The organism is Planctomycetaceae bacterium, from assembly GCA_041398785.1.
GTDB lineage: Bacteria > Planctomycetota > Planctomycetia > Planctomycetales > Planctomycetaceae > JAWKUA01.
Window position 1 is genome coordinate 165,784 of record JAWKUA010000011.1, and the last position, 24,701, is coordinate 190,484.

General features: G+C 60.2%; 18 protein-coding genes. 9 read left to right on the forward strand and 9 right to left on the reverse strand.

Going from position 1 to position 24,701, the window contains the following annotated elements:
• Window positions 1-28: 28 nt before the first annotated feature.
• Window positions 29-1,918, forward strand: coding sequence for a secretin N-terminal domain-containing protein (locus R3C19_14635; GenBank protein ID MEZ6061580.1), 1,890 nt, complete (start codon window positions 29-31; stop codon window positions 1,916-1,918).
• A 306-nt stretch (window positions 1,919-2,224) separates the two neighbouring features.
• Here the strand turns inward: R3C19_14635 and R3C19_14640 are convergent, their stop codons facing one another.
• Complete coding sequence (locus R3C19_14640; GenBank protein MEZ6061581.1) at window positions 2,225-3,271, reverse strand: endonuclease/exonuclease/phosphatase family protein; 1,047 nt, start codon at window positions 3,269-3,271, stop codon at window positions 2,225-2,227.
• A 190-nt stretch (window positions 3,272-3,461) separates the two neighbouring features.
• Here R3C19_14640 and R3C19_14645 point away from each other — a divergent pair, with 190 nt between their 5' ends.
• Complete coding sequence (locus R3C19_14645; GenBank protein ID MEZ6061582.1) at window positions 3,462-4,226, forward strand: 3',5'-cyclic-nucleotide phosphodiesterase; 765 nt, start codon at window positions 3,462-3,464, stop codon at window positions 4,224-4,226.
• 48 nt (window positions 4,227-4,274) lie between these two features.
• On the opposite strand, the gene R3C19_14650 is transcribed toward R3C19_14645, so the two are convergent.
• Entirely contained in the window at window positions 4,275-5,477 is a 1,203-nt protein-coding gene (locus R3C19_14650) for a glycosyltransferase family 2 protein (GenBank protein ID MEZ6061583.1), read from the reverse strand.
• Window positions 5,474-7,153, reverse strand: coding sequence for a glycosyltransferase family 39 protein (locus R3C19_14655; protein ID MEZ6061584.1), 1,680 nt, complete (start codon window positions 7,151-7,153; stop codon window positions 5,474-5,476). The genes R3C19_14650 and R3C19_14655 overlap by 4 nt, the downstream gene beginning before the upstream one ends.
• A 302-nt stretch (window positions 7,154-7,455) precedes the next feature.
• Between R3C19_14655 and R3C19_14660 the strand changes: the two genes are divergently transcribed.
• The 4 genes from R3C19_14660 to R3C19_14675 all read left to right on the forward strand — a co-directional run bounded on the left by R3C19_14660 (window position 7,456) and on the right by R3C19_14675 (window position 11,857).
• Window positions 7,456-8,202 carry a hypothetical protein gene (locus R3C19_14660; protein MEZ6061585.1) on the forward strand — a complete coding sequence of 249 codons (747 nt, stop codon included), beginning with the start codon at window positions 7,456-7,458 and terminating at the stop codon, window positions 8,200-8,202.
• Between the two features lie 21 nt (window positions 8,203-8,223).
• Window positions 8,224-8,904 (forward strand): response regulator transcription factor, encoded by a 681-nt coding sequence (locus tag R3C19_14665; protein MEZ6061586.1) that lies wholly within the window; start codon window positions 8,224-8,226, stop codon window positions 8,902-8,904.
• Between the two features lie 211 nt (window positions 8,905-9,115).
• The gene (locus R3C19_14670) at window positions 9,116-10,696 is read left to right on the forward strand and encodes an ATP-binding protein (GenBank protein ID MEZ6061587.1); all 1,581 of its coding nucleotides are present in this window, start codon (window positions 9,116-9,118) and stop codon (window positions 10,694-10,696) included.
• A 150-nt stretch (window positions 10,697-10,846) separates the two neighbouring features.
• Window positions 10,847-11,857 carry a DUF1559 domain-containing protein gene (locus tag R3C19_14675; protein ID MEZ6061588.1) on the forward strand — a complete coding sequence of 337 codons (1,011 nt, stop codon included), beginning with the start codon at window positions 10,847-10,849 and terminating at the stop codon, window positions 11,855-11,857.
• Between the two features lie 520 nt (window positions 11,858-12,377).
• Here the strand turns inward: R3C19_14675 and R3C19_14680 are convergent.
• Together R3C19_14680 and R3C19_14685 are read right to left on the reverse strand one after the other, a co-directional pair.
• Complete coding sequence (locus tag R3C19_14680; GenBank protein ID MEZ6061589.1) at window positions 12,378-13,421, reverse strand: DUF1207 domain-containing protein; 1,044 nt, start codon at window positions 13,419-13,421, stop codon at window positions 12,378-12,380.
• 411 nt (window positions 13,422-13,832) lie between these two features.
• Window positions 13,833-14,264 carry a hypothetical protein gene (locus tag R3C19_14685; protein MEZ6061590.1) on the reverse strand — a complete coding sequence of 144 codons (432 nt, stop codon included), beginning with the start codon at window positions 14,262-14,264 and terminating at the stop codon, window positions 13,833-13,835.
• 325 nt (window positions 14,265-14,589) lie between these two features.
• Between R3C19_14685 and glgX the strand changes: the two genes are divergently transcribed.
• Window positions 14,590-16,797, forward strand: a complete 2,208-nt coding sequence (gene glgX / locus R3C19_14690; GenBank protein ID MEZ6061591.1) for a glycogen debranching protein GlgX — start codon at window positions 14,590-14,592, stop codon at window positions 16,795-16,797.
• A gap of 36 nt (window positions 16,798-16,833) precedes the next feature.
• Here glgX and rpiB read toward each other — a convergent pair whose 3' ends face one another.
• Window positions 16,834-17,277: a ribose 5-phosphate isomerase B gene (gene rpiB, locus R3C19_14695; protein MEZ6061592.1), complete on the reverse strand. Its 444-nt coding sequence runs from the start codon at window positions 17,275-17,277 to the stop codon at window positions 16,834-16,836.
• A 375-nt stretch (window positions 17,278-17,652) separates the two neighbouring features.
• On the opposite strand from rpiB, the gene R3C19_14700 reads away from it, so the two are divergent.
• On the forward strand, window positions 17,653-18,417 hold the full coding sequence (locus R3C19_14700) for a hypothetical protein (GenBank protein ID MEZ6061593.1): 765 nt from the start codon (window positions 17,653-17,655) through the stop codon (window positions 18,415-18,417).
• Between the two features lie 93 nt (window positions 18,418-18,510).
• Here R3C19_14700 and R3C19_14705 read toward each other — a convergent pair whose 3' ends face one another.
• Entirely contained in the window at window positions 18,511-19,899 is a 1,389-nt protein-coding gene (locus R3C19_14705) for an RtcB family protein (protein ID MEZ6061594.1), read from the reverse strand.
• A 436-nt stretch (window positions 19,900-20,335) separates the two neighbouring features.
• Here R3C19_14705 and R3C19_14710 point away from each other — a divergent pair, with 436 nt between their 5' ends.
• On the forward strand, window positions 20,336-21,247 hold the full coding sequence (locus R3C19_14710; GenBank protein ID MEZ6061595.1) for a DUF58 domain-containing protein: 912 nt from the start codon (window positions 20,336-20,338) through the stop codon (window positions 21,245-21,247).
• Between the two features lie 8 nt (window positions 21,248-21,255).
• Here R3C19_14710 and R3C19_14715 read toward each other — a convergent pair whose 3' ends face one another.
• Entirely contained in the window at window positions 21,256-23,400 is a 2,145-nt protein-coding gene (locus R3C19_14715) for a tetratricopeptide repeat protein (GenBank protein MEZ6061596.1), read from the reverse strand.
• A 210-nt stretch (window positions 23,401-23,610) separates the two neighbouring features.
• Window positions 23,611-24,552 (reverse strand): exosortase/archaeosortase family protein, encoded by a 942-nt coding sequence (locus tag R3C19_14720; protein ID MEZ6061597.1) that lies wholly within the window; start codon window positions 24,550-24,552, stop codon window positions 23,611-23,613.
• Between the last annotated feature and the right edge of the window lie 149 nt (window positions 24,553-24,701).

Consider the following 24,701-nt stretch of genomic DNA (forward strand, 5'->3'; position numbering starts at 1 on the left):
CCACGCCCCGAACACAGGAGCACACGCCATGACCATATTTCGCTGCGTCACAATCGTGCTGGCAATGCTGGCAGGACAGGAATCGAGAGCTCAGGTAGCAGTGGCGTCCGACGATGAAGCCATTCCCGTTTCGCCGCCGGCCGATTATGGCGTCACGTCCCCGAAGAAATCGGATTCACGGAACCGCGTTGCTTCTTCAGAGCCGCACGTCATCATCATTCAGACCGGTCCTGAGATTGATCGGTCCGAAACCATTCGTCAGGCGGTTGAAGCTCTGGAGAAGGCAGGCGTTGCCAGGCGAGGTGACGTCGATCCGATCGGTCAGCCGACGGCTCTGCAGGCAAACCTGCGGCCAAAGTACGACATGCCGCCGGGAAAGATCCAGAAGCTGATCGAGGTACTGCAGGCACACGGCGTTCAGCGGTTTGCATTCGACCATGTCCCCGGTCGAGACGTCACGGAGAGCCTGGTGACGCTGATCTGTCCGGCCGAGATCACGTGGCAACGTGTCCGCAAACTGACGGAAGCCGTCGAAGCGCTGAACGGTTTTCAAATCGATGTGAAAGTTGCCGCAAATAACGATCCCGTCGCTTCGGTCGCAGTCGCCGCACAAGCGCCTCCGGCGGCCACTGCGCCACCGATGAGACCAGTCGCAGCAGCTGCAAACGACACCCGAGTGTTTGACTTGAAGTTCATTCAGGCCGAAGCCGCCGCGAAGATTATTGAGCAACTCTACATCGACAACCTGGGCGGACACGATTCGATTGCGGTGCGGCTGACAGTCAACGATCGGACAAATTCGCTGATCGTCCGAGGCGACACCGCCGTTATCAAGGAGATCGAATCGCTCCTGCAGAAACTCGACACGGACGAACCGCCGCGCCCTCCCGCTGCAACTCCTGCTGAAGGTGAAGCAGTTCCTCAGGCATTCGACGGAATGAACGAGGCACTGAAAGGATTCGACTTTCGCGGTGTGGATTCCGAAGACTCGAAGTTGTTCAGCTTCTATATCGGCCTCATGCGGAACAACCAATCGGTTGAGCAACTTCGGAAGCAGTACGACGACCTCGAACAGCAGGCTCGCGAACTCGCGCGAAAGGTCCATGAACCCCTGCCGAGTCCCTCAGAAGGCAATCGGTTGAAGCGAGAACTTCAATCGACCGTCGAACAGGCTCTTGCCGTGCGGCAGAATCTTCAGCGAGCGGAACTGGCCGAGTTTCTTCGCCGACTGAACGGCATTGAACAATCGATCGCCATTCGGGAGAGAATTCGTGAACAGATCATCAATCGGCGAGTCGAAGAACTGTTGGACCCGAATCTGCGGTGGGACGACAGCGAGCCCGGCACCGATTCCGCTGGAGCTGCGAATCCACTTTATTCACGTGCCTCACCAGCAGCCTCTGCCGAACCGGCGAGCACGCGTCTTCAAGAGCGATTGGAGCTTCTGCAACAGCTTCAGGGAACGTGGCTGGCGGTTGAGCAGGGGTTTGATGGCGAACTGGGGCCATTCCAGCCGGGCACCTCGCATTTCACGATTACATTTGACGAAAACGCCTACGAGTATCGCCAGGGAACGGGCGAGCCGTATGCGAAGGGAACGTTTTCCATCAAGGACCGCCGACCGGACAGTGCTCACGACATCGATTTCGTCCGCACATTCCTTCAGTTCGTGGAGACTGGCGATCCGCAGACGCCGGACGGCAGCGGTCAGCTTGAGAACGCGATCATTCGCGTCGACGGCGACTCGCTGAAGATCTGTTCCGGCGGAGGACGTGCCAACGACCGGCCCGACGATTTCGCGACGGCCAAAGACGATCATCGTCTGCTGATGGTCTATCGTCGACTGTCTGACAATCCGCTGTCTTCCGATCAACTGCGGGCCGTTGACCTGAATTCCGGTTCGAATAAATCGCCGTAGAGTCGGCGCGACCCGTTAAGTTCGCAAGGCTGCGGTGCAACGGCGAGCGGCGCGACGTGAGTCCGCCATCCGCATGTCGCCCGAGCATGAAAGCGGACATACGTCGCGCTGCTCGCGGGAGTGCGGGGTAGCACATCCTGCGTCCAGCAAGTTGTGCGGCTTGCCGTCGGAAAGCTGTCTTGTGCGGACTGAAAGCATGAACCGTCGGCCGATGTCTTGAGCCTCGTTTTCCATGGCTTTCCGACCGCTTCGCGGCACAGCTTGCCTGAACGGCAAGGTGTGGTACCCAATGCGCGGGGGAAGCGATCAATCAGCGGTCGCAGCCAGGGCAAATTCCGCTGTGACAAACCGGTGATCGGAACCGGCGTCGCTGCCCACGGTAAGTTCGGTGCAGGTCAGATCGTCTGTCGTCAGGATGTGGTCCAGGACGAGTCCGAATGGAAATGCCGGCAGGCGATACCATGTCGGTGACGGGCGGCGTCCGCGCGATGACGGCACCAGGTCGGCGTCGGCGATGAATTCGGAGAAGACGGGAGACCACGGCGTGAGATTCAGGTCTCCCATCACCAGCACGGGCACATTGGGTTCGTCGGTTCGAAACTTTCGGACGCGAGCGGCCAGCATCTGCAGGTGTTTATTTCGATGCCGAAACGCTCCTGGGAACATTGGCGGGAATGTATGAGCTGCCACGATGCGAACGCGCTGCTGGTTGATCGTCACCTGAGCAACGACGCCAGGCAGCCGGCGATCGCTGGTGTATTCGATCCTTGCTTCGTCGAAGGGAATGCGCGAGTACAGTCCGATGCCGAAAGCGCTGCTTTCCATCGCTTCGGTTATCGAGTGCGGATAGTGTTCCGAGAAACGTCCTGCCAGGTGGTCTCGCAGCCCGACACTGAGTTCCACGACGGCGATGACGTCGGGATTGAATCGCACCAGTTCTTTCTCGATATCCTCATACCGCCGGTTGCCGACGTAGGCGTTGGCGGTCGTGACTCGGATGAAGCTTTCGGTCGTGGCAGGTGTTGTCGCCTGAATCGCGGGGGTCTGAAACGCGGGGGCCAGCCAGGGAGCATGAATTGCGGCGGCGGCAAGCTGAACGGCCAGCAGTTTCCACCGGCGCGTCAGCATCGAGCAGACAGCCGCGACGGCCAGCCCGATGACCCACTGAACTCGCAGGTTCGCGAACAGATCCGCCAGCCAGAATTCTCTCGCGAATATTGTCAGCACTGTGATTCCGGTCAGGCAGACGGTGGCGACCAGCGCGAACCGCCGAACGCACTGCATTCCAGCCGCGGCGATTTTCCGAACGGCGGACGAGACCGGTTTGGTTTCCTGATGTCCCGAAGCTGCCACGGCGGTCGGAATCTCCCGGAGCCTGAGTTTCGAATTCCCGCTCGCGTTCCGGCGACGCTGATGGCAACATACGAAGAACCGGGCGGAAGTGCCTGCATGACGGCAGATGTTTGGGGCCTTTTCGGCGATTGCAGATGAGTGTAGCGTTGTTCGGATCGGAGACTTGTGCGGCTCGCGGCAGGGTTGTCCGATGAAGATCGAACTCGTGCAGTCAACGGTCGGTGAACCCGTGACGCGACAGTTCTGCATTGCGGCCGTTGTGAACGATTCGATCGCCGTCGACGCAGGAACGATCGGCCTGCTGTGGCCCATGAAACGGCAGTTGCAGATTCGGCATGTGTTTCTGTCGCACAGCCATATCGATCATGTTGCTTCGCTGCCGCTGTTTCTGGACAACGTTTACGAGCCGGGACCGGACTGTCCGACGGTGTACTCCTGCCCGGCCACGCAGGAATGTCTGCGTCGCGATGTCTTCAACGACCGACTGTGGCCTGACTTCATTCGACTGTCCGAAGAAGAATCACCGTTTCTGAAACTGCGGACGCTGCAGGCTGAAGTTCCCGTCGAATTGCCTGGACTGACGGTGACTCCCGTGCCGCTGGATCACATCGTTCCCACGATGGGTTTTCTGTTGCAGGAACCGGATTGTTCTGTGGCCATCGTGTTCGACACCAGTCCGACACAGCGAGTGTGGGAAGTGCTGGCGGCCGCGCCGAATCTGCGAGCCGTGTTTCTGGAAGCCAGTTTTCCGAATTCTCACCGCTGGCTGGCTCACAAGTCCGGCCATCTCTGCCCTGAGCAGTTTCAGCAGGAACTTCGAAAACTGCCGCCGTCCGTCCGCGTGGTTGCATGCCATCTGAAGCCGCGGTTCTTTGACGAGATCGCGCGCGAGCTGCAGGCGCTTGGCCGGGAGAATCTGGAAGTCGGCGTTCCCGGCGCGGAGTACGTGTTCTGACGTGACGGAGCCGCGGTGTCGGTGTTGACGATCGCGAACATTCCGGGTCTATGCGGCTTCCCTTGTCGGCGGTTCGCCGGCAGTGGCTTCGCGTGCGGTGACGGCTTTCAGATCCGTCAGAGGAATGGTGGCCGGGTGCGTTGTTCTTCGGCCAAAGACCCAGACTCGACACAAAGCGTAGTTGACGAACGCGGCCGCGACCGCACCGATGAACGCGGCGCCTGCCGGCTGCCGGCGGAACGCTTCGAAGGCATAGACCAGAGCCAGCGACATCGACCAGCTCAGGCACGCTCCCAGCGAACACGCTGAACAGAAGCGAAGGTAACCGTCCACCGATCGGGAATGGTCGGATTCCGTAAACGTCAGTCGCCGATTCAGCTCGTAGTTCCACGTCATAGCGATCAGGATCGCCAGCGCGCGGGCAGCGGCCAGTCCGGTGACAGGCAGCAGGCCAACGAAGCACAGCACGTCGACCAGCATTCCCGTTGCGCCGACAGCGGCGAACTTCGAGAACTGCAGCACATCGGGAAACCGAAACGCGTACAACCGCATCAGATGCCGGACATACAGCCCCTGCTGCTTCAAATCGAGCTTGCTTTCTCCCAGCACCCGATCCTGGAACCGGATGGGAACCTCCACCACGTTCCGGCATCGGCAGCGAACGATGAGTTCCAGGCCGATCTTATAGCCGCAGGGATTCAGTCCCCGTGACCTTTCCAGCGTTTCGCGGCGAAGGGCAAAGAAGCCGGCCATGGGATCCTTCGCGTCCGTCAGGCCTCGCGCCAGAAGCGTGGCGGCACGGGAATTGATGCGCCGCGCAAGACTCCAGGATTCGTCGACTTCGCCGCCGTCGGTATAGCGGCTGCCGATCACAAAATCGGTGTCACCCGAGTTCAGCGCGTGCAGCAGTTTCGGCACAGACTCCGGCGAATGAGACAGGTCGGCATCCATCACGACCAGCAGCGCGCCGCGAGCTTCGTTCAGGCCGCGGATGACGGCGGTGGCCAGACCGCGTTCGTCCGCGCGGGAGATCAATCGCACCGGATAGGTCTCGGCGAGTTGCGCGCAGACTTCCGTCGTTCCGTCGTCGCTGTTGTCGTCAACAATGATCAGTTCCGCCGACCAGCCGCCGGATTTCGTCGCGGCGAACAGGCGCTTTGTCAGCGGGCGGATGTTCTCAGATTCGCGGAACGCGGGAACCACAATCGATACATCGGGATCGACGGACAGCGTGTGCTGGACTGGCATCATCGTGCCCTCCATGCGGCTTCGACCAGAGTCAGGAAGCCGTCACCGTTTTCGAAGATCAGAAATCCTCCGGCCGACTTGCGGATTGCTCCGGGGATCCGGAAATCGGGCAGGTTTGCATTTCGAAGCGATCGTTCCGTTACCGCCAGCACGACTCCTTCGGCCAGCGATTCGTCCGTCGGCATTTGTTCGATGGGCATGCTGCTGAACTGCTCCGGCTGAAGACCTTTCCGGAGTTCCCTGTTGAGGTAAAAGACGACGGACGACGGTTCTTCACCGATCAGAATCAGGTGCTGCGGCAGCGAGCCCCGGCGGTTGATCCATTCCGCCAGGCCGCGTTCGGAGTAGCCATCGGCGAACTTCTGAAGCGGCCAGGTCATCATCAGGACGGCAAGCCCTGCGACCCAGATGCTGCAGATGGAAACACAGCGAACCCCGTTTTCACGCTCGAATGCGCGCCATGCCGCGACAGAAACCACTGACAGCACCACGGCAATCAGCCAGCTTACCGGCGGCCACGCGGAATCGGTCAGATACCCACAGATCAGCAGCGCGGCAACGGGAACCAGAATTCCGAAGGCACCCAGAAACCGTGTCATTCGTGCGAACCAGACGCGGGACACCGTCGAAAGGCCGCGGCTGACGTACCGCTGCCAGGCTTCCGCACTCAGGATGGCGAGGGCGGGAAACAGCGGCAGGGAATACGTCACCAGCTTGGACCCGGCCACCGAAAGAAACAGCAGTCCTCCGACCAGCCAGCTCAGCAGAAGCACGACCTGCTGCGGGAGCCGCTGTTCGGTGCTGCGAGCGGCGGTCCATTCGTCACGCAGCAGCGGAACGATGTACCACAGCCACGGAAGTGCTCCCAGAGCGATGAACGGCACATAGTAGTACCACGGTTCATGACCGTGTGGCTGACTGGCCGTCGCGAACCCCAGCAGATGTCGTTCAACGAAGTAGTAGTAAAGGTACCCGCTGCTGCGCAGTTCCATCGCGAAATACCAGGGACTTGCCAGAATCATTCCCGCGATGACTGCGACGGAAAACCGGAAAGCACTGGCGATCGTCAACCGACGGCTGAGCAAAAGGAACGGTGCAAACGCGACCGCGACCAGCGCAACACCCAGCAGCGCCTTCGTCAGGATCGCCAGAGAGATGGCAGCGGCGGAGGCAAGCAGCCACAGAAATTGTCCGCTGCGGCGGGCTGAGCGTTCCGTTTCAAAGAGACACAGCAGTGCCAGATTCGTCCACGGGACCAATGCAACATCGTGCGCGGCTGCCTGCGCCAACGACAGCGGGATGATCATCGTCATCGACATCAGGAACGCCAGAAGTCCCGTGCGCGGACGGTAGAGTCGACTGGCAAACAGGCCCGTTGTGGCGGACGCGAGCAGTCCGAACATCAACCCCGGAAACCGCACAGAGAACTCCGTCATCCCGAACGTTCGCAGCGATGCCATTTGCGCCCAGAAGTACAGTATGGGCTTGTCCGGAAACGGTTCTCCCCGCAGTCGGGGTACGATCCACTCGCCGTTTTCGAGCATTTCCTGGGAAATTGTGGCATGCAGCCCCTCATCCGGCTCCAGAAGCGGCGTTGGCAGGAACAGCGGATAAACGTAGATCAGAATGGCGGAAACAAATCCGGCCAGCACCAGCGTGGTGCGATCCAGAGGGCTCATGCAAGGCATCCTTTCCATTGCGATATCAGATCATCGTCCGATGCGGCAGAGTACTGCAACACCAAAAGCGCGGAAGGCAGAATAGATCCGGTTGAATGAGAAGTCTGTGAGAATTGCAGGGTGTTTCCCGAAGAACTTCTGTGCCGGAACACCGTCGTCCCGACACCGGCAGACGTGCTTCTCATCAAATTCTCATCTTCCAGCGGTACCATTTGCTCTTCGCGGATGAGCGGAATGGACTGCTCTGGCGACGGAACGGAGTGCCGATCGGAATCACGTCCGGATGTTCACTGGGGGATGCGATGTACTGGTTGCTGCAAAGGCGTTTCGCTGTTTTGGTGTTGCTGCTGGCAATTCCCGGTCTGGCTGCGGCCGTCATGACGGCTCCGGAAGACGATGAACAGGAGATCTCGGAAGGTGAGCTGCCCGGATCGATTCGGCAGGCGCTTCGCGACGTGGACGTCGAAGATGTCGAGGTTACGGAAATCTATGAGATCGGCATCGAAGAAGACGGCGTGGAGATTGAACTGCGGCTGACTGCGGACGGCCGACTGCTGGGCATCCGAGTGGAGTCAGGGGACGACGACAACGACGACGACTCCAACCGGCACGACGACGATGTCGACGACGATGAAGAAGACGGAGATGAAGAAGACGAAGACGAAGACGAACAGTCGGTGAGTCTGGAGTCGATCCCCGCAGCTGTGCGATCGGCGCTTGGAAAGCTCGCCGACGGCAACAGCATTGAATCCGTGGAGCGAGAAAAACACGACGGCAGAGTGCAGTTCGAAGCTACCTGGACCGTTGACGGCATCGAACACGAAGCGGCCGTCACCGCCGACGGGATTTTGATCGAACTTCAGGAAGCCGTCGCCGCTGACACGGTTCCGGAAGCCGTCCGCCGAATCAGCGGCCGGCACTTTGACGGCCGGGAATCTCTGGAATTCGAACGCAAGCTGATCGCAGCGTACGAAGTCGAAAACGACGAACAGGAAATCCTGCTGACTCCGACCGGCCGCCGGATCGAAATTGAAGGCGACGAAGAATGACCCGCAGGATGCAGGAGTTTCATGCGCGTTCTGGTTGTTGAAGACTATCGTCCCGTTCGCGAAGCCGTCGTTCAGGGATTAACGGAAGCCGGCTTCGCGGTCGACGCGGCCCCGGACGGTCGCGAGGGACTTTGGTACGCCACAAAGAATCCCTACGACGTGATCGTGCTGGACCTGATGCTTCCGGAGGTTTCCGGAATGGAAGTCCTGCGCAGCCTGCGACAGTCCGGATCGGAAGCCTGTGTGCTGCTGCTGACCGCACGTGACGCTGTCGAAGACCGTGTGGAGGGGCTCAATGCCGGCGCTGATGATTACCTGATTAAGCCGTTTGCGTTCGAGGAACTTCTGGCGCGAGTGCAGGTGCTGTTTCGCCGGCGCTACGACCGGCCCGATCCGGTCCTGCGCGTTGAAGATCTGGAAATCAACACCGCCACTCAGCAGGTCAGTCGTGCGGGAATCAACATCAGCCTGACTCGCCGGGAGTACTCGCTGCTGGTGTTTCTGGCGATGCGAGCCGGCCAGGTTGTGTCACGCACGGACATCTGGGAAAACGTTTACGAATTCGAATCGGACGCCCACAGCAACGTGATTGACGTCTACATCCGGTATCTGCGAAAGAAGATCGAGCGTCCGGACTGGAAGCCATTGATTCACACGCGCCGGGGCTTCGGGTATGTCCTGGGAGAACAGAAAGCCGAGTAGCGGCACGCGCGCAGCCGGATTCCGGTGCTGTCGTGTTTGACCCGAGCCGGCGACGAGGCGATGCCGGGTTGAACGGAATCCCTTCCCGCCGGCCGGTGCCGGTTCATCGACCGAAAGTTCCGGAATACCATACCGCCGCAGTTTCGGCGGGGCACAGGCTTCGGCCATTCCTGACGACAACGGACGCTGGTGGAACTTTCGAGTCGGTCCCATGAACACTTCGCTGCGAACCAGGCTGCTGCTGGCAATTCTGGGGACGATTATCGTCGTGCTGAGCGCAACGCAGTACGGTCTGTACGCGATGATTCGCCGCCAGCTTTATTCGGAATTCGATCAGCTTCTGGGTTCCCGAGCTCGCGCGCTGGCCGCCCTGATCGAACAGGCCGGGGACGAGATCGAAATCGAGTTCCACGAACACGCGATGCAGGAATTCGCTCGCGGCGTCCGGCCGGAGTATTACCAGGTCTGGCACGAAGACGGCACGGTGCTGGCACGATCGCGGCAGTTGAACGGGCACGATCTCATTATTCTGCAAGGAGACCTGGTCGTCCCCGCCATTCGGGAAGTCACGCTGCCGGACGGTCGTCCGGGTCGCGCCGCGGGAATCCGCTTCCTGCCATCCGTCGAAGGCGAAGTGGTGGCCGCGCCGGAGTCAGCGTCCGCGGACACCGACGATTTGGGACGGCATGACGACGATCACGACGATCGGGACGACGTGGATTTTTCCGGCCGCGTGCATGTCGTGCTGGTCGTCGCCAGAGACACGCTGGACATGGAAGCGTCGCTGGCGGAGTTCGCCTGGCTGCTGGTCGGTTCCGGTTGTGTCGCCGCGGCGGGAATTCTCGGAATTCTGGCCCTGCTGGTGACTCGCCATTTGCGGCCGCTGCAGTCTCTTGCGCGCCAGATCAGCGGCGTTGACGAGCAGCGCCTGAACAACCGGTTTGCCCTTGCCGACGGGCCGGCGGAACTGCAGCCTGTTGTCGCGCGGCTGAATGAGCTGATGGCGCGGCTGGAAGCGGCGTTTCTGCGTGAGAAGACGTTTACCGCGGACATCGCACACGAACTCCGGACGCCGTTGGCCGGAATTCGATCCATTCTGGAAGTCGGGCTCAGCCGTCAGCGCGACGCTGCCAGCTATCGCACATCGCTGGAGAAATGTCTGCGGATCAGCGACGAGACGGAGACGATCATTTCGACGCTGTTATCGCTGTCCAGAATCGAAAGCGGCCAGGAAACTCTGGACTGCGATCCACTCGACGTAAGCCGCTTTCTGACCGGCGGCTGGCGGACGTTCGATTCAAAGGCCCGGGAACGGAATGTGGACGTTCAATGGTGTTGCCGGGAAGGCGCGATTCTTCACACCGATCGCGACAAATTACAGGTCGCTGTCAGCAACCTGTTCGACAATGCCGCGACCTATGTCGATGACGGCGGTGAAGTGCGGATCACCACGCAGGTCACCGGCGATCGGTTCGAAATCGCGATCTCAAACACCGGCTGCCGTCTGACGACCGATCAGGTGACCAGGGTCTTTGATCGGTTCTGGCGAGCGGATACGGCACGGTCGGATACCGGGACTCACGCCGGACTTGGCCTGGCACTCACTGACAGGATCATCCGCTTTCTTGACGGGACGCTGTCCGCAAACGTCAGCGACGGGCGATTTCGGGTCGCCATCAGCCTGCCGTCGAATCAGGTTTCGCTGGCGTCGGATGCTGACGAATCCGAACTGGATCTTCCGGCGACCGAACAGCATTCGTCCGCGGGCCCGGTTGCGATCAATTCGACGTGACGATCTGCCAGGGCCTGTCATGCGACCGTTGCGGGCCGCGTTGTTCTGCGGGTCCGGGTTCCGGATTCGATCTGGCATTGACCAAAGCTTTCGTGTCGGCAAAAAATGCCGACCTTTTCATCTTACAGTGGATCCATCGGAACGGGCGAAATGGACTTCGGGAAACGCCGCCGGCGCGGCTTCACCATGATTGAGTTACTGACCGTCGTGTGCATCGTGGGGATCCTTGTGGCGCTGCTGTTGCCGGCGGTCCAGCAGGCTCGCGAAGCCGCCAGGCGCCTGCATTGCCGCAACAATCTGCGGCAGATCGGAATCGCCCTGCACAGCTACCAGGCCTCGTTCGGTGCTTTTCCTCCGGGCGAACTGGGAGCCATTGACCACCAGGGACAGGGCTGCGAACCGCATGAACTTCCGGTCGAGGACAATCCGACCGCCTGCACAGACTACCAGTCGTGGACTGCACTTTGTCTGGCTCACCTGGACCAGCAGCCGCTGTCGAGCCGCTATGACTTCGACGAAGCCTGGAGCAGCCTGAAGAACCGGCCGGTTGTCAGCGTGCCGCTTCCGGTGTTTCAGTGCCCGTCAGTCACCGGGACGGAGCGATATGACCGGCACCATGTCGTCGGCGCCGCGGCGACCGACTACGGCTCCATCAGCCGTGTGGAAAAGAAAGTCTACACCGACGTGTTCGGCATCGCGGCTCCCGGTCAGGCGGCCCGGCGCGGTGCATTGGGAGAATACGAAGCCAATCGACCCGCTGATATTTCCGACGGGCTGTCGACCACGATGATGGTCGCCGAATGCGCAGCACGGCCGGATGCCTGGGTGCTGGGAAAACAGATGTCTGCGTCTCAGTTCATGCACTACACCGATGACGACATTGTGCAGGACGGCGGCCGACTGATTGCCGAAAGCGGAATCGGCTGGGCGGATCCGGACGCGGGATTCCATGTCAGCGGCGTGCGTTCCGACGGAGTCACGGTCTACGGCCCGGTGTTTATCAACGGCATCAACGTCGGCGAAACTTACAGCTTTCATTCCGGCGGCGCTCAGGTGCTGTTCTCGGACGGATCTGTGACGTTCCTTTCGGAGCACATCGATTCGTGGGTCTACATCAGCCTGTGTACGCGAGCCGGCGGCGAAGTGGTCGGCGACTTTTAGCTGTCCGCTATTGGGTGTCCGTTGATGTCCCGGATGCGTTTGGTCGCCGATGCCAATCTGGAGTGCGGTGACACGTCACCGCTTTGGATGTCTCCCGGAAGCGTCGCCCAACATCCGGGATCGTGCGATCCATCATGACCCGCCCAGCGAATCACCTGAGGTTCTCAGGCGTTCTTAGAACCCCTAACAAAACCTCCGAGGCCGCGTTGTGCCGACAGTAGTCGAGATGCAAGGAAGAATGACGAGGCGACAAATGTCGTCGAGGAGTGATGACGCCGCAGATCGGCTGCTGTCGTCACAACCCTTCGGGACGTTTGTGGTTGCGTCTCAGGCGGCGGCGCTCGGCGTCGACGGGATGTCCCGTCTCCTTCTCACTTCTTGCCTGAAACCCAACCACAAACGTCGCGGCTCTCGCAGGTTTTGTTAGGGGTTCTTAGTCGTTCACCAGGAATGAAGGAATGGAAACCTCCAACAGCCGGCCCACGACCGCGACCAGGGAAAAAGTCGTGATCCATGCGGCCTATCCGCTGTGGCGCAAGCACATTCTGATGGCCATTGCCCGCGCCAAAGAACTCCAGGACGCAGGCAGCGAAGTCGTACTGACGTATTGCGACAGCCGCGGCGGCACCTGCGCCGTGAATTTCGCCGGCAGCCCCGGAACATGCTTCATTTGCCGTTCCTGTGTCACAAAATCTTTGTCAGACCGCGTAGTTGACTCCAGCGAATGCGCGTTGACTGCAATGAAGGGTGCTCCGGCTTTCGGATCGCTGGCCTGCGGCGTGTATTCCGCTCCGCCCTGAAACTGCCACGGCTTCGCGCCGCCGCCGTATTCCACCGCAAAGGCCGCTTCACCGTACAGCCGCCAGTCAGCAGTCGGGTAGTACGACGTTCCCAGGATCAGTGATTCGCGGACGTAGTTGATTCGTTCAAACGTCGGGTTCTTTAGCTGGTACTCATCCCCGACGTGCGAGCTGACGTGAAAGTATCCGAACTTGAAAGCCAGGTTGTCCTGTTTTCCGGTCCACAGCAGTCCGAAGCGATAGTCAATGGATTCGACATCCATGGACTTTTGCGGATCCAATCTCGGCAGTGCGGCCCCTTCCAGATCAATCTGCCATGCATCCAGGTTCAGAAACTCCGGCTGATCGCGGCGAAACAAACCGACTCGCCCGCCGATGGTCGCGTCCCATCGCCACGACTTCGCGCCGTAGTCGTAGAGCGCTACTGTTGCAAAACGCGGTTCATGCGGAGCGGCGATGTAGGACCGGTACAGCAATCCGTCCGGCAGGACATGGTCGCCGGGAGGAAGTCCGCTGTTCAGTTGAGCGGCGAAACCAGGCTGTTCGGGAGCGAAGAGCTGTTCGAACGACGTTTGAGAATAGGATTGCGTCGGCCCGGCATGTCCCCCGACAACCGGCAGATTCTGCCGGCTGCTGACCGTCGGGAATGACGTGCGATAATCTGCCGTGCCGGGCAATTGCCCGTGCGCAGCGGAAACGCCAAGCATGACCGCGATCACAGCGGCGCGGCAGAATCCGCGGAGTGCTTTGGTTTTGTGACCCATCGCCACCAAAAGACTGTCTTTCAGAGGATTGGCGGAGCGTTGAAGCGAGAATGGTACGGTTTCGCGATGAGAACCTGATGAGAATCGATGGGCCAATACGCGAACGGATTCAACCGATGGCTGACTTTGCAGGCGCGCACTTCAGGTTCCCGAGAGCGATTCTAGTGCGATGCAAAATCCAGGTCAGCGCCAGTTTCCACCTGCGTGTTGCCTGAATTCTCCGCATCCTGCATCCCTGGCCGGACTCTGGAACGTCCAGTCGGGACAACACTGCCAGCCGAATCGTTGAAGCATTCCGCCATGAACATCAGCCATCGCCTGTTTGGTAATCTGGCCGCGGCGGACCCGATACTTTTCGCTCTTCTTACTCCCGCGATGAACGGCAGCCATCGCCCGTCCGGCATGGCGCTCTTATCTGGCCCGTTTCAGCCGCTGGGCCTGTTCGCCGTGCCACGGGATCAGGATTCGTTGAGTGCCATCGGACGTTGTTATCCGGACCGTGCCATCCTCAAGGAAATGAATCGGATTGGAATCTGTCGTGTAGGTGGCCCGCAGGATGTGCCTGACGGCGAATGTCCTGAGAGCGTTCCGTGAGGAGTATTCGCCGTACAGCACGCCATCTTCAATCCACCATCGTGTGAAGGCCGGCCTGCCGTCGAAGGGGTCGTGGTCGTAGAGCATCGTTCCGTCAGGTCGAAAGTCGAGGACCATGTGACCGGGGTCTTCCTGGTAGGTCCAGGTTCCCACCAGCCGACGTTCATCGGCATTCAGCGCGGGTGTCCAGACGAAGATCAACACCAGGCCGGCCAGCACGGTCAGCGGCATTGCCAGCAGCAGTGTCATTCGACGCGCAGACCTGTTTCTGTGTCCGGATCTTGCGTTTGTTGTCGGGTACTTGTCGCCGGAACTCGGCATCGGGAAATCTACTTTCGAAATGCAGATCCTGACCGGATGCGAATTTGTCTGACGCGTGGTCGGTGATCTTTCCCCGGAAACCAGTCTCTGATTCGAGACGTTTCCAGGTTCACAAAGCTGAAACGGGATCTCGGCATTCCGTCTGCACGGTCTGATCGATATACGTGAAGCGACGGACGGACGCCGGATTGCCCCTGTCGCGCGAATGACGGGCGGAGCACGACATCGCGAGATACAGACGGGAACGGAGTTGATGTTAAGGAGCCATCGAGCCAGGGTCCGTGTCTGGCCCGGACGACCTTATCCGCTGGGAGCCACCTGGGAAGGTCGCGGGGTCAACTTCGCGCTGTTTTCGGCAAACGCGACTCGCGTGGAACTGTGCCTGTTCGATTCCGTCGACAGCCGCGAAGAAACGTACTGTGTGCCCCTTCGCGAACAGACGGACCTGGTGTGGCACTGTTTTCTGCCGGATATTCGCCCCGGCCAGTTGTACGGTTTTCGAGTCCACGGGCCCTATGATCCGCGGCGCGGGCATCGTTTCAACCAGAACAAAGTGCTGCTGGACCCGTATGCCAGGGCGATCGGGCGGCGAATTCGCTGGTCAGACTCCATGTTTGGCTACACGATCGGCGACGAAACGCAGGATCTGTCGTTTGATACCCGCAACAACGCCGATAGCGCTCCTCTGGCCGTGGTTGTCAAACCGGCATTTGCCTGGGGTCGCGACCGTCCTCCGCGCACGCCCTGGCATGAAACGGTGATCTATGAAACTCACGTCAAGGGATTCACCATGCGGCATCCCGACGTGCCTGCACATTTAAGAGGCACGTTTGCCGGCCTGGCGTCACCGGCGGCCATTCGGCATTTTCGAAAGCTGGGTGTCACCGCCATCGAACTGATGCCCGTGCATCACCATGTCGATGACCGTCATCTGGTCGACGCGGGGCTGTCCAATTACTGGGGCTACAACACGCTGTCGTTCTTTGCTCCCGAATCGCGCTACGCGGCGTCGGACGCCGCCCGTTCCGCGGCGGAGTTCAAGTGGATGGTGCGACGCCTTCACCGGGCGGGCTTCGAAGTGATTCTCGACGTCGTCTACAACCACACCGGAGAGGGCAATCATCTGGGACCGACGCTGTCGCTGCGAGGTATCGACAACGCGTCGTACTATCGACTGCTGCCGAACAACGGCCGTTATTACATGGACTATACCGGCTGCGGCAATACGCTGAACATGCTGTGTCCCCACGTGCTGCAGTTGATCATGGACAGCCTTCGATACTGGGTGACGGAAATGCATGTCGACGGTTTCCGATTCGACCTGGCCAGCACGCTGGCGCGCGAGCTGCACGCGGTCGATCGGCTGGGAGCCTTCTTCGACATTATTCATCAGGACCCGATTCTGTCGCAGGTCAAGCTGATCGCGGAGCCGTGGGATCTGGGCGAAGGCGGATACCAGGTCGGCAATTTTCCGATCCTGTGGACGGAATGGAACGGCAAGTATCGCGACACCATCCGGCAGTTCTGGAAGGGAGACGGCAACACCGTTTCCGAATTCGCGACGCGGCTTTGCGGAAGCAGCGATCTTTACGAACACAGCGGTCGCAAGCCCTATGCCAGCATCAACTATGTGGCATCGCACGACGGATTCTGTCTGCATGATCTGGTCAGCTACAACCACAAGCACAACGAACGGAATCCTCACGGAAATCAGGATGGCGACAATCACAACCTGAGCTGGAACTGCGGCGATGAAGGTCCGACCAACAACACCGACGTTGTGCAGTTGAGGCACCGCCAGATTCGCAACATGCTGACAACACTGATGTTTTCGCAGGGTGTTCCCATGATCCGCTGCGGCGACGAAATGGGGCACACGCAGCGCGGGAACAACAACACCTATTGTCAGGATAACGACCTGAACTGGCTGAACTGGAATCTGGAAGAGTGGCAGACGAGCCTGCTGCAGTTTGTGTCGGAACTGATCCGGCTCAGGCACCGGATGCCGGTCCTGCGCCGGCGCCGGTTTTTTCAGGGGCGACAGATTCGCGGCGCGGACACCACTGACATCATGTGGTTTACCAGTTGCGGTCGGCAGATGCAGGATTCCGACTGGCACTCGCCGGGCGGCAATGTTCTGGGCGTCCGGCTCAGCGGCAGGATGCCGGACGAACAGGATGACCGCGGCCGAACGATCTCCGGCAGCACTTTGGCGCTGCTGTTCAACTCGACGCACCGCGAGATCGAATTCGTTCTGCCGCGCGTTGAACGAAACGAATACTGGCGGCAAATCCTGAACACGGAGCGCTGGAAGGGCGATACCAGGAAGCTGCCAGGCGGCAAACCCATTTCGATGATCGGCCGATCGGTGGTCGTGCTGGAACTTCGCCGAATTCGCCCCGCCGCGCTGTCCGGCCTGCTGCTGCGCGGGTCGGCGCCGCAGAACGGCCGCGCGCCGTGAGCTGTCCGCTTTCCGGTTGACCGGGCTGCATGGCGGCTACGACATCGGCGCGATTTCATCAATCTGCTGAATTCGGCGCAGGTGACGTCCGCCTTCGAATTCGGTTGTCAGCCACGTCTGCACGATGCCTTCCGCTTCGTCATAGCTGACGAGCCGCTGACCGAGTGCCAGGACGTTGCCGTTGTTGTGTTGCCGTCCCCAGATCGCCGACTGCTGGTTCCAGCACAACGTGCAGCGTACGCCGCGAACCCGGTTCGCCACGATGGCCTCGCCGTTTCCGCTGCCGCCGATCACGATTCCGCGATCGAACTTTCCGGCTCCGACGGCTTCCGCGGCGGGTCGAATGAAGATCGGATAGTCCACCGGCTCCGGGGAGTTCGTTCCGAAATCCGTAACGTCGTGCCCGGCACGGGACAGGAAAGCCCGCAGGCGTTCCTTGTATTCGAAACCCGCGTGATCGGAGGCAATGGCGATGCGCATGACGGTTTCAGTCTCCCGGCGGTGAACGGCGGATCGGGTGATTGAGCCGCTGTTGACAGGGCATGCTCACCCGGCGGAGGAACGCCTGGTTCGGTCGACGCGAATGATAGCAATGCCGCCAGGATTGTCGTGATCCGAACGAATGACTGCTGCGTTGTCACTGTGAAGGCCGTTCAACGACAGGGACAGCCTGGCGATCGATAACCTTCTTCGGTTCAGCAAAAATCCGTGCTGACGGTTGGCGGGACGCTCCGAAGGACCAGCGGTCGAATGACGCTGCCAGCCTGGAAGCCGAATCGCCGGCCCGTTAGAGTCTCCCGCAGGACGCGCTTCGACGACCACCGGACGGATGTTTCCCGATACAGGAAGAAACCGATGACTGACGAAAATAACCAGGAACGAACGGCGGACTCTGTTTCGGCCAGTGCCGACCGGAAGGCTGCCGGTGACGATTCGCCGCAGGGCGGTCCCGAACGGGTCTTTCTGGTGTCGTATCCGAAAATCGTGTTTCTGTATCCGACAGTGCTGGCGGCCCTGTTCGGCATGATCTTTATGCTTGCGAAAGGCAACGATCCCGCCGCGGACTACGCCGTAATTCCCGCTCGCATCTTTCTGGCGGTGCTGGCGATCAACCTGGTGGTGATTTCCTTCGACTTCCCGCGAACCACGTCGCTGACCTGGTTCTTTGCGGTCGTTGCGGCGCTGATCGGACTGTGGACGCTGTTTCGGCTGAATCCGGACCTGATTCCATCGATCGGAGGGATCATCGCCCGGATCACTCCCAAGACCAACGCCGCGTTCTACACGATCTACTTTCTGATCATGATGTTCCTGTACGGCTGCGTGATGGTCAGCCGACGCTTCGACTTCTGGGAAGTCCGGGGCAACGAACTGCTGCACCATCACGGCGTGCTGAGCGACATGGAACGGTTCTCCGCTCCCAATCTGCGAATCGACAAGGAAATCAACGACGTCTTCGAATACCTGCTGCTTCGATCCGGACGGCTGATTCTGCATCCCAGCCAGGAACGCCGCGCGATCGTGCTGGAAAATGTGTTCTTCATCAATCAGAAGGAAGAACGCATCACGAAGATGCTGGGAGCTCTGCAGGTCCGTTTCCGTCACGACCACGATGGCTGAACGAACCACAACTGAGAACAGGGAACCGAAACGAAGCCTGGCTGAAACGAAGCCGGACGTTCTTCCCGGATTCCCCTGCGTCATCGTTTCGCGTCAGTCCTCCGCGCGGCTGCCGTCGCCGCACATCCTGACGATTTTCGGATCGAAGCGGGCGATCACGTCGACCAGATCGGACTGTTCGGCCATGACCTGTTCGATGTTCTTGTAGACGCCGGGGACTTCGTCAGCGCCTGCCGAAAGTACCGTCACGCCGCGCTTCGCCAGAGTGCGCTTGATGGCAGCGAAGTTGAACTTGTCCTTTGCCTGGCGGCGAGACATCTGCCGGCCGGCTCCGTGTGACGCCGAACTCAGGCTTTCGCAGTTCCCCTTTCCGCGGACGACAAACGCCGGATCGGCCATCGATCCCGGGATCACGCCCAGCACACCTTCGGCCGCCGGTGTCGCTCCCTTGCGATGAACAATCATGTCCCGGCCGCTGTGATGCTCCTTCCACGCGAAGTTGTGGTGGTTTTCGATGTCCGTGATCACGCGTGCTCCGAGCAGCTTCGAGACCAGCCGATGGATCACATCGTGGTTCGCGGCGGCGTAGTCGCCCATCAGATTCATCGCGGCCCAGTATTCCTGACCTTCCTGGCTGTCCATATCCAGCCATGCCAGGTAGCCCAGCGACTGATGCCGTCGGTGAAGCTGTCGGCGAGCGATGTCGGAATAAAAGGAACACACCGAAGCGCCCGTTCCGCGACTTCCGCTGTGGCTCAGCAGCGCGACGTACTGACCGGGTTCCAGCGGCAGGTCGGCCGCCGGTTCGCTCAGGGTGAAGACTCCGAATTCGACGAAGTGATTTCCGGAACCGGACGTTCCCAGTTGCTGACGAGCCTTTGACTTGTTGTCCTTCGTGATCCGCGTCACCGTCCAGTCCTGATCGAGCACCTGATGGTCCTGCGGTTTTTCGTGAACGCTGCCGACGCCGAATCGTGTTCCGTTCTCCAGAGCGTTGCGGAAATGGTCGAACTGTGCCGTCATGGCCCGAACGGGAATGTCCAGCACCGACAGTTTCATGCGGCAGGCAATGTCGACTCCGACCGCATACGGAATCACGGCGTTGTCCAGCCCCAGAACTCCGCCGATCGGCAGCCCGTAGCCGACGTGAGCATCCGGCATCAGAGCGGCGCCGACCGCTGAAGGAACATGGCAGGCATCCTCCATCTGTCGGTGAGCGGCCGGGTCAATGTCGGATCCCCACGTGCGGTACGTGATCGGTTCGCCGACAGGCTCCGTGGCGTCGCTCAGCAGTTCCTTTGCCAGCGCATCCATCACCGGATCCCCGACGAACAACTGCGGCGATTCCGCCACCTGACGCAGCCGGTCCTTGATCTCCGCGGAAGAGTGCTGCTTCTGTTTCACAAGTTCCTGCACAGCGGCGATGGCGTACTTTGAGCAGTACTTCGGAATTCCCAGCTTTTCGAGTTGTCTGGCGTTCATGATTCTCTCCGCGATCATTGACACGATTGCCGACCGAAGGATCGCATGATTGTTCCACGACCGAAAGCCGCGCTGCCCGATCCCCACGCGTCATTCCCGCGCAGGCGGCGTGATCGCCAGCGGGAACCCGCCCGATCACTGTCTGGGTTCTCGCCTGCGCGGGAATGACGGAACGAACGGCGCCCTGGGTTCCCGCCTGCGGGAATGACGGAACGCGAACGGCCTGGGTTCCCGCCTGCGCGGGAATGACGGAACGCGAGGCGCACTGGGTTTCCGCCACCCGATTTCTCGAATGCAGCCGGTGAGGGCATGACGGGTTCCTGTGATTTAGGCTTGCCGAAGTGAATCGATCTGCCTGGTCTTTGGCCGTTCATTCGGCAACGATGCATGCCTGCTGCCTTCCAATGTCCGCTGCCCGCGCCGGGAATGTGTCGCGATGTCCATGGGAACCAACAGGACGCTGCCTTCGAATCCGACCGAACTTGCGAAGTTCGGGAAGCTGGAACTGGTTGCGCGTCAGCTTGTGGAGGGACTGATGATCGGGCGGCACCGCAGTCCGTTTAAGGGGTCGAGCGTCGAGTTCGTCGAACACCGCGACTACTACCCCGGCGATGAACTTCGCCACATCGACTGGCGCGCGTACGGAAAGACAGGCCGCTACTACATCAAGGAGTTCGAAGACGAAACCAACCTGCGTGCTCACCTGCTGGTGGATGCCAGCGGCAGCATGAACTATGCCGGCAGCACGCTCAGCAAGTTTGACTACGCCCGACTGCTGGCGGCATCGCTGGCGTGGTTGCTGATTGGCCAGCGCGATTCGGTCGGGATGGTGACATTCGATTCCGGAATTCGCGAACAGTTGAAGCCGTCGGGCAGTCGCGACACTCTGCGGCGGATGCTGCACATTCTGGAAACGACGCAGCCCGGCGCAGACACCAGCCTGGCCGGCGTGATCGACCGCCTGTTGCCCACGTTTCGGCGGCGCAGTCTGTTGATTCTGATCAGCGACTGTCTTGATTCGCTGCAAGCTCTGGAAACGGCACTGCTGCGATGCCGGCACGCGAAGCATGAGATCATCATCTTCCGGATCGTGGCTCCGGAAGAAGAGGAATTTCCGTTTGAGCGCCCGACGCAGTTCCGCAATCTGGAGGTGGCGAACCACCGGCTGCTGGTCGATCCTGCGAGGTTGCGCAGGGAGTACCTTCGCCAATACGGAGAGTTTTCCGAGGGCCTGAAGCGGCTTTGCGGCAACAACGGCATCGATCATCGACGACTGCTGACAACGGACCCGCTGCAGACCGTGCTGGGAAGCTGGCTGGCGGAACGTATGAGTTTCAGCCGAAAGTAGCGCAGCGGTCAGATCCCGCCGTCCAGATCGTTCAGAATCCGGCGGTGCTGTTCGGCTCGTTCCGTTTCGTTCAGTGCGTCAAACACAGTGGCCAGCAGTTCGTGGATATTCCGACTCTGCTGCTTCTTTGCCAGAGCGGTCTCCAGGTCGTGGCGGGCTTCTTCCCAGCGTCCCACGGCGATGTAGACTTCGGCACGGGTCGACAGCACATCGGGGTGATCCGGCAGCATGCTGAGCGCTTCGTCAAGATGCGCGAGAGCGCGTTCGGCGTTGTCCGGACTTTCGCGGACCAGCGCCAGCGACAGGTTGTTCAGCACCATCGGACTGCGCTTGTTCAGCGCGTAGGCTCGTTCCAGAAACTGTCGCGCGCGGCCTGTCTGCCCGGCTTCCAGAGCGCACGTGCCGATAAACGTGTAGACCTGTTCGTTTGACGATCCGCCGGCCAGCAGTTCCGTCAGCATGTTTTCGGCGTCCGCGGCCAGCGGGTGTTTCGAACTGCTGAGACGCGCCAGCCGTTCCAGGACAAGTCCGCTGACGACACGTGTCTCCAGAGCTTCCTTCAGCAGTGCCACGAGCGAGTCATCGTCTGCGCTGTCTTCGGCCGAATTTCGCTGATCGTAGAGCGCAATGAACACGCGTCCGGCCAGCGCGTTCAAAACGGCTGCTTCGGCGCTGCCCTGTTCGAATTTCTCAAGCTCCGAAACCAGGAACGATCGCGCGTCTTCGAGCCTTCCGGCGACCAGCAGCGTTTCTCCGTGCAGAGCGGCGGTCCGGGCCTCGTAAGATTCCGTCAACTGCTGACGCTGTTCGGCAAGCAGCGTTTCCAGCAGCTCTTCCGACGCATCAGTGCGCCCGGCGGCGCGGTAAAGCCTGGCGAGCATCAGGCGCAGGTCCGGATTTTTTTCCGTGAGCGACTCCAGACGCACGATCGCTTCATCGGTGATTCCGGAGGATGCAAGCAGCTGAATGTAGATCAGTTCGTCTCCCAGGGCAGTCGCGTCACCGGACTGTGCGATTTTCTCCTTCCAGACGTCAACCGCCGGCTTCAGCACTTCGGCGCTGACGGTTGCCCCGGCGGCGGCCAGTTGCAGCAGCGCGACCACAGCGGGTTTGTTGTCCGGCTGAAGCTGAGTCGCCTTGGACAGCAGGTCGGCGCAGGAATCGCGATTCAGCATCGATTCCCGCAGCCGCTTGGTGGAAAGCTGGACGTAGAAGGATGCCAGGCCGCGCTGCAGGGCCGGCGAGGCGTTCTGCTGCAGTCCTTCCAGCAGAACGGCCTGCGCTTCATTGTCGCGGTTCGCCAGTGCCAGCACTTCCGACCAGCCGATTCGCGCCGCGTCGTCTCGCGGATTTTGAATCACGCGCTGCTCGAAGCGTTCCCGGGCGGACTGAATGTGCGTGTCGATCTGTTCATCGCTGCGACCGATCTGCCGCTGCACGCGAGCCAGCAGCAGCGCTGCTTCCGGGCGCGCGTCGACGATCTGCAGCAGATGCTGCTCGGCCTGACGCAGTTGATTCTGGCGAAGGTAGATTTCGGCCAGCAACTGATGGGCGTTCACGCTGTCCGGCTTTTCGCTGATGGCCTTGTGAAGTTGAGCCAGCGCCAGTTCGGTCGTGACGTTCAGAACCGGTTTTTCCGCGGTCGCCTGTGAGGCCAGCCAGACGCGTGCGGGAACGTAGCCGCTTTTGTCCAGCGGCGTCATGCTTTCGATCTGAGCGGCCGCCAGTTCGGTCTGGTGTTCTTCAATCAGGAACATTGCCAGCCGAAATCGATAGCGTTCTTCGTGGGGACGCTGCTGGACCAGACTTCGCAGGTACAACTGAGCATCTTCGTCGCGACCGTCTTTGATGGCATCGTCGGCCGCAATTTCATATGCCTGAATTGTTTCCGTCTGCGAAGCTCGCCGAAGCCACCAGACGTAGCTGCTGCCACCGACAGCGACCAGCAGAAACGGTAGACCGATCAACAGCCGGCCGTAGGCCCGTGAAACGAACCAGGCTTCCGTGAATTCCCAGATCCAGCGGACGACGTACGACGGCCGCATCAGATCCGCGATTCCGGGACGTTCGCGCGGATCGAAATTCGGATCATCCGGGGTCACCACGGTGTTCCTGGAATCTGCGACGGGTGGCTTCGTTTTGTCGTCCGACATGGCGGTGCGTTCTCTTGTTCAGAAAACCAATCTTCGGAACCAGTAATGACCGGGGCGGAAGGGAAATCCCAGGCCGCATCATCAATTGAAAAGCCGCCAGGCTGGTTCAGCCGCCGGCCGTGTGAATCCCGGCTGAGTCTTCCATCACGAATGAACCGAGCGAATCAGCGACATCACTGACGACCCGGCCGATTGCTGTTGCGCGTATTTTCACGTTGTCTGGCGGCTGTCGAGGCGGGGAAGGACACCAAAAACCCGATTCCACATCCGGGTGAACGGATTGACGAACATTGCTGACAGGCCGCTTGCACCCAGGTCCGGAACCGGATCCGTGAAGAAGCTCAGGAATGCGTCGCCGCTGTAGACCAGTCCTGCCGCGACCAACAGGGCCGCATAACCGATCAGATCATGTTGCCAGCCGCCCGAAAGGTCGAACTGGTAATCCTGCCATGCCACGGCGATCGAAGTGACTCGCAGCACGTTCATCACGCCGGCAAACATGGCTCCACTGCCCAGAATGATGAGGGAATGCATCGGCTTGCGACGGTTGATGCACAGAATCACGGCAGCCAGGAACAGCACGGTAAACAGCGACTGCACGCCGCTGCAGGCATCTTCGACCAGCAGCCTCTTGCCGGGCATGCTCAGCACATTCCCTTCGCGAAGGTGCAGGTATTGGAAATGGTGCAGCAGCTTGCTGGCCACCACCGTCGTCGCCTTTTGCAGCCATTGAATCAGCCGGATGTCATAATTCAGCGGCGGACGAAGCGTCAGCAGCGGCAGCAGGATCAGATATCCCAGCGAGATATTGAAGTCTCGGTCGCGAGTCGTCACGCACACGGCGAACGCCAGAAGAATTGCTCCCGCCGCCATAAACCACGGCGACTGCAGCAGCACAGCGGCGGCGATCAGGCACACATCCAGATTGATCAGCAGATAACGAATGATCCTGTGTCGACCGGCAGGACCGTCCGCGCGGCTGATCGCCAGCCACGCAAAGCCCGCAAGGGCGAACGGAAAGAACTGATAATGTGACTTCGACCACAGCTCTGTGTAGTACGCGTAAAGGTACGGCAAATGGGCCACGGCCAGCAGGCTGATGAGACCGTTTCGGCGAATCCACGCCGCGAACTTGTTTGCGGAATCGGACATGTATCACAGGCCTGTGCTTCAGGAGACAGTGCGGCAGCAGTCCTGCGACATGCGGGACTGGGGCCGGATTTTGACGATACCGCCGCGTCGCTGTGATCTTCAATGGTGAATCCTGCGGAACCGGCTATTGTAACATTCCCAAATCGCGA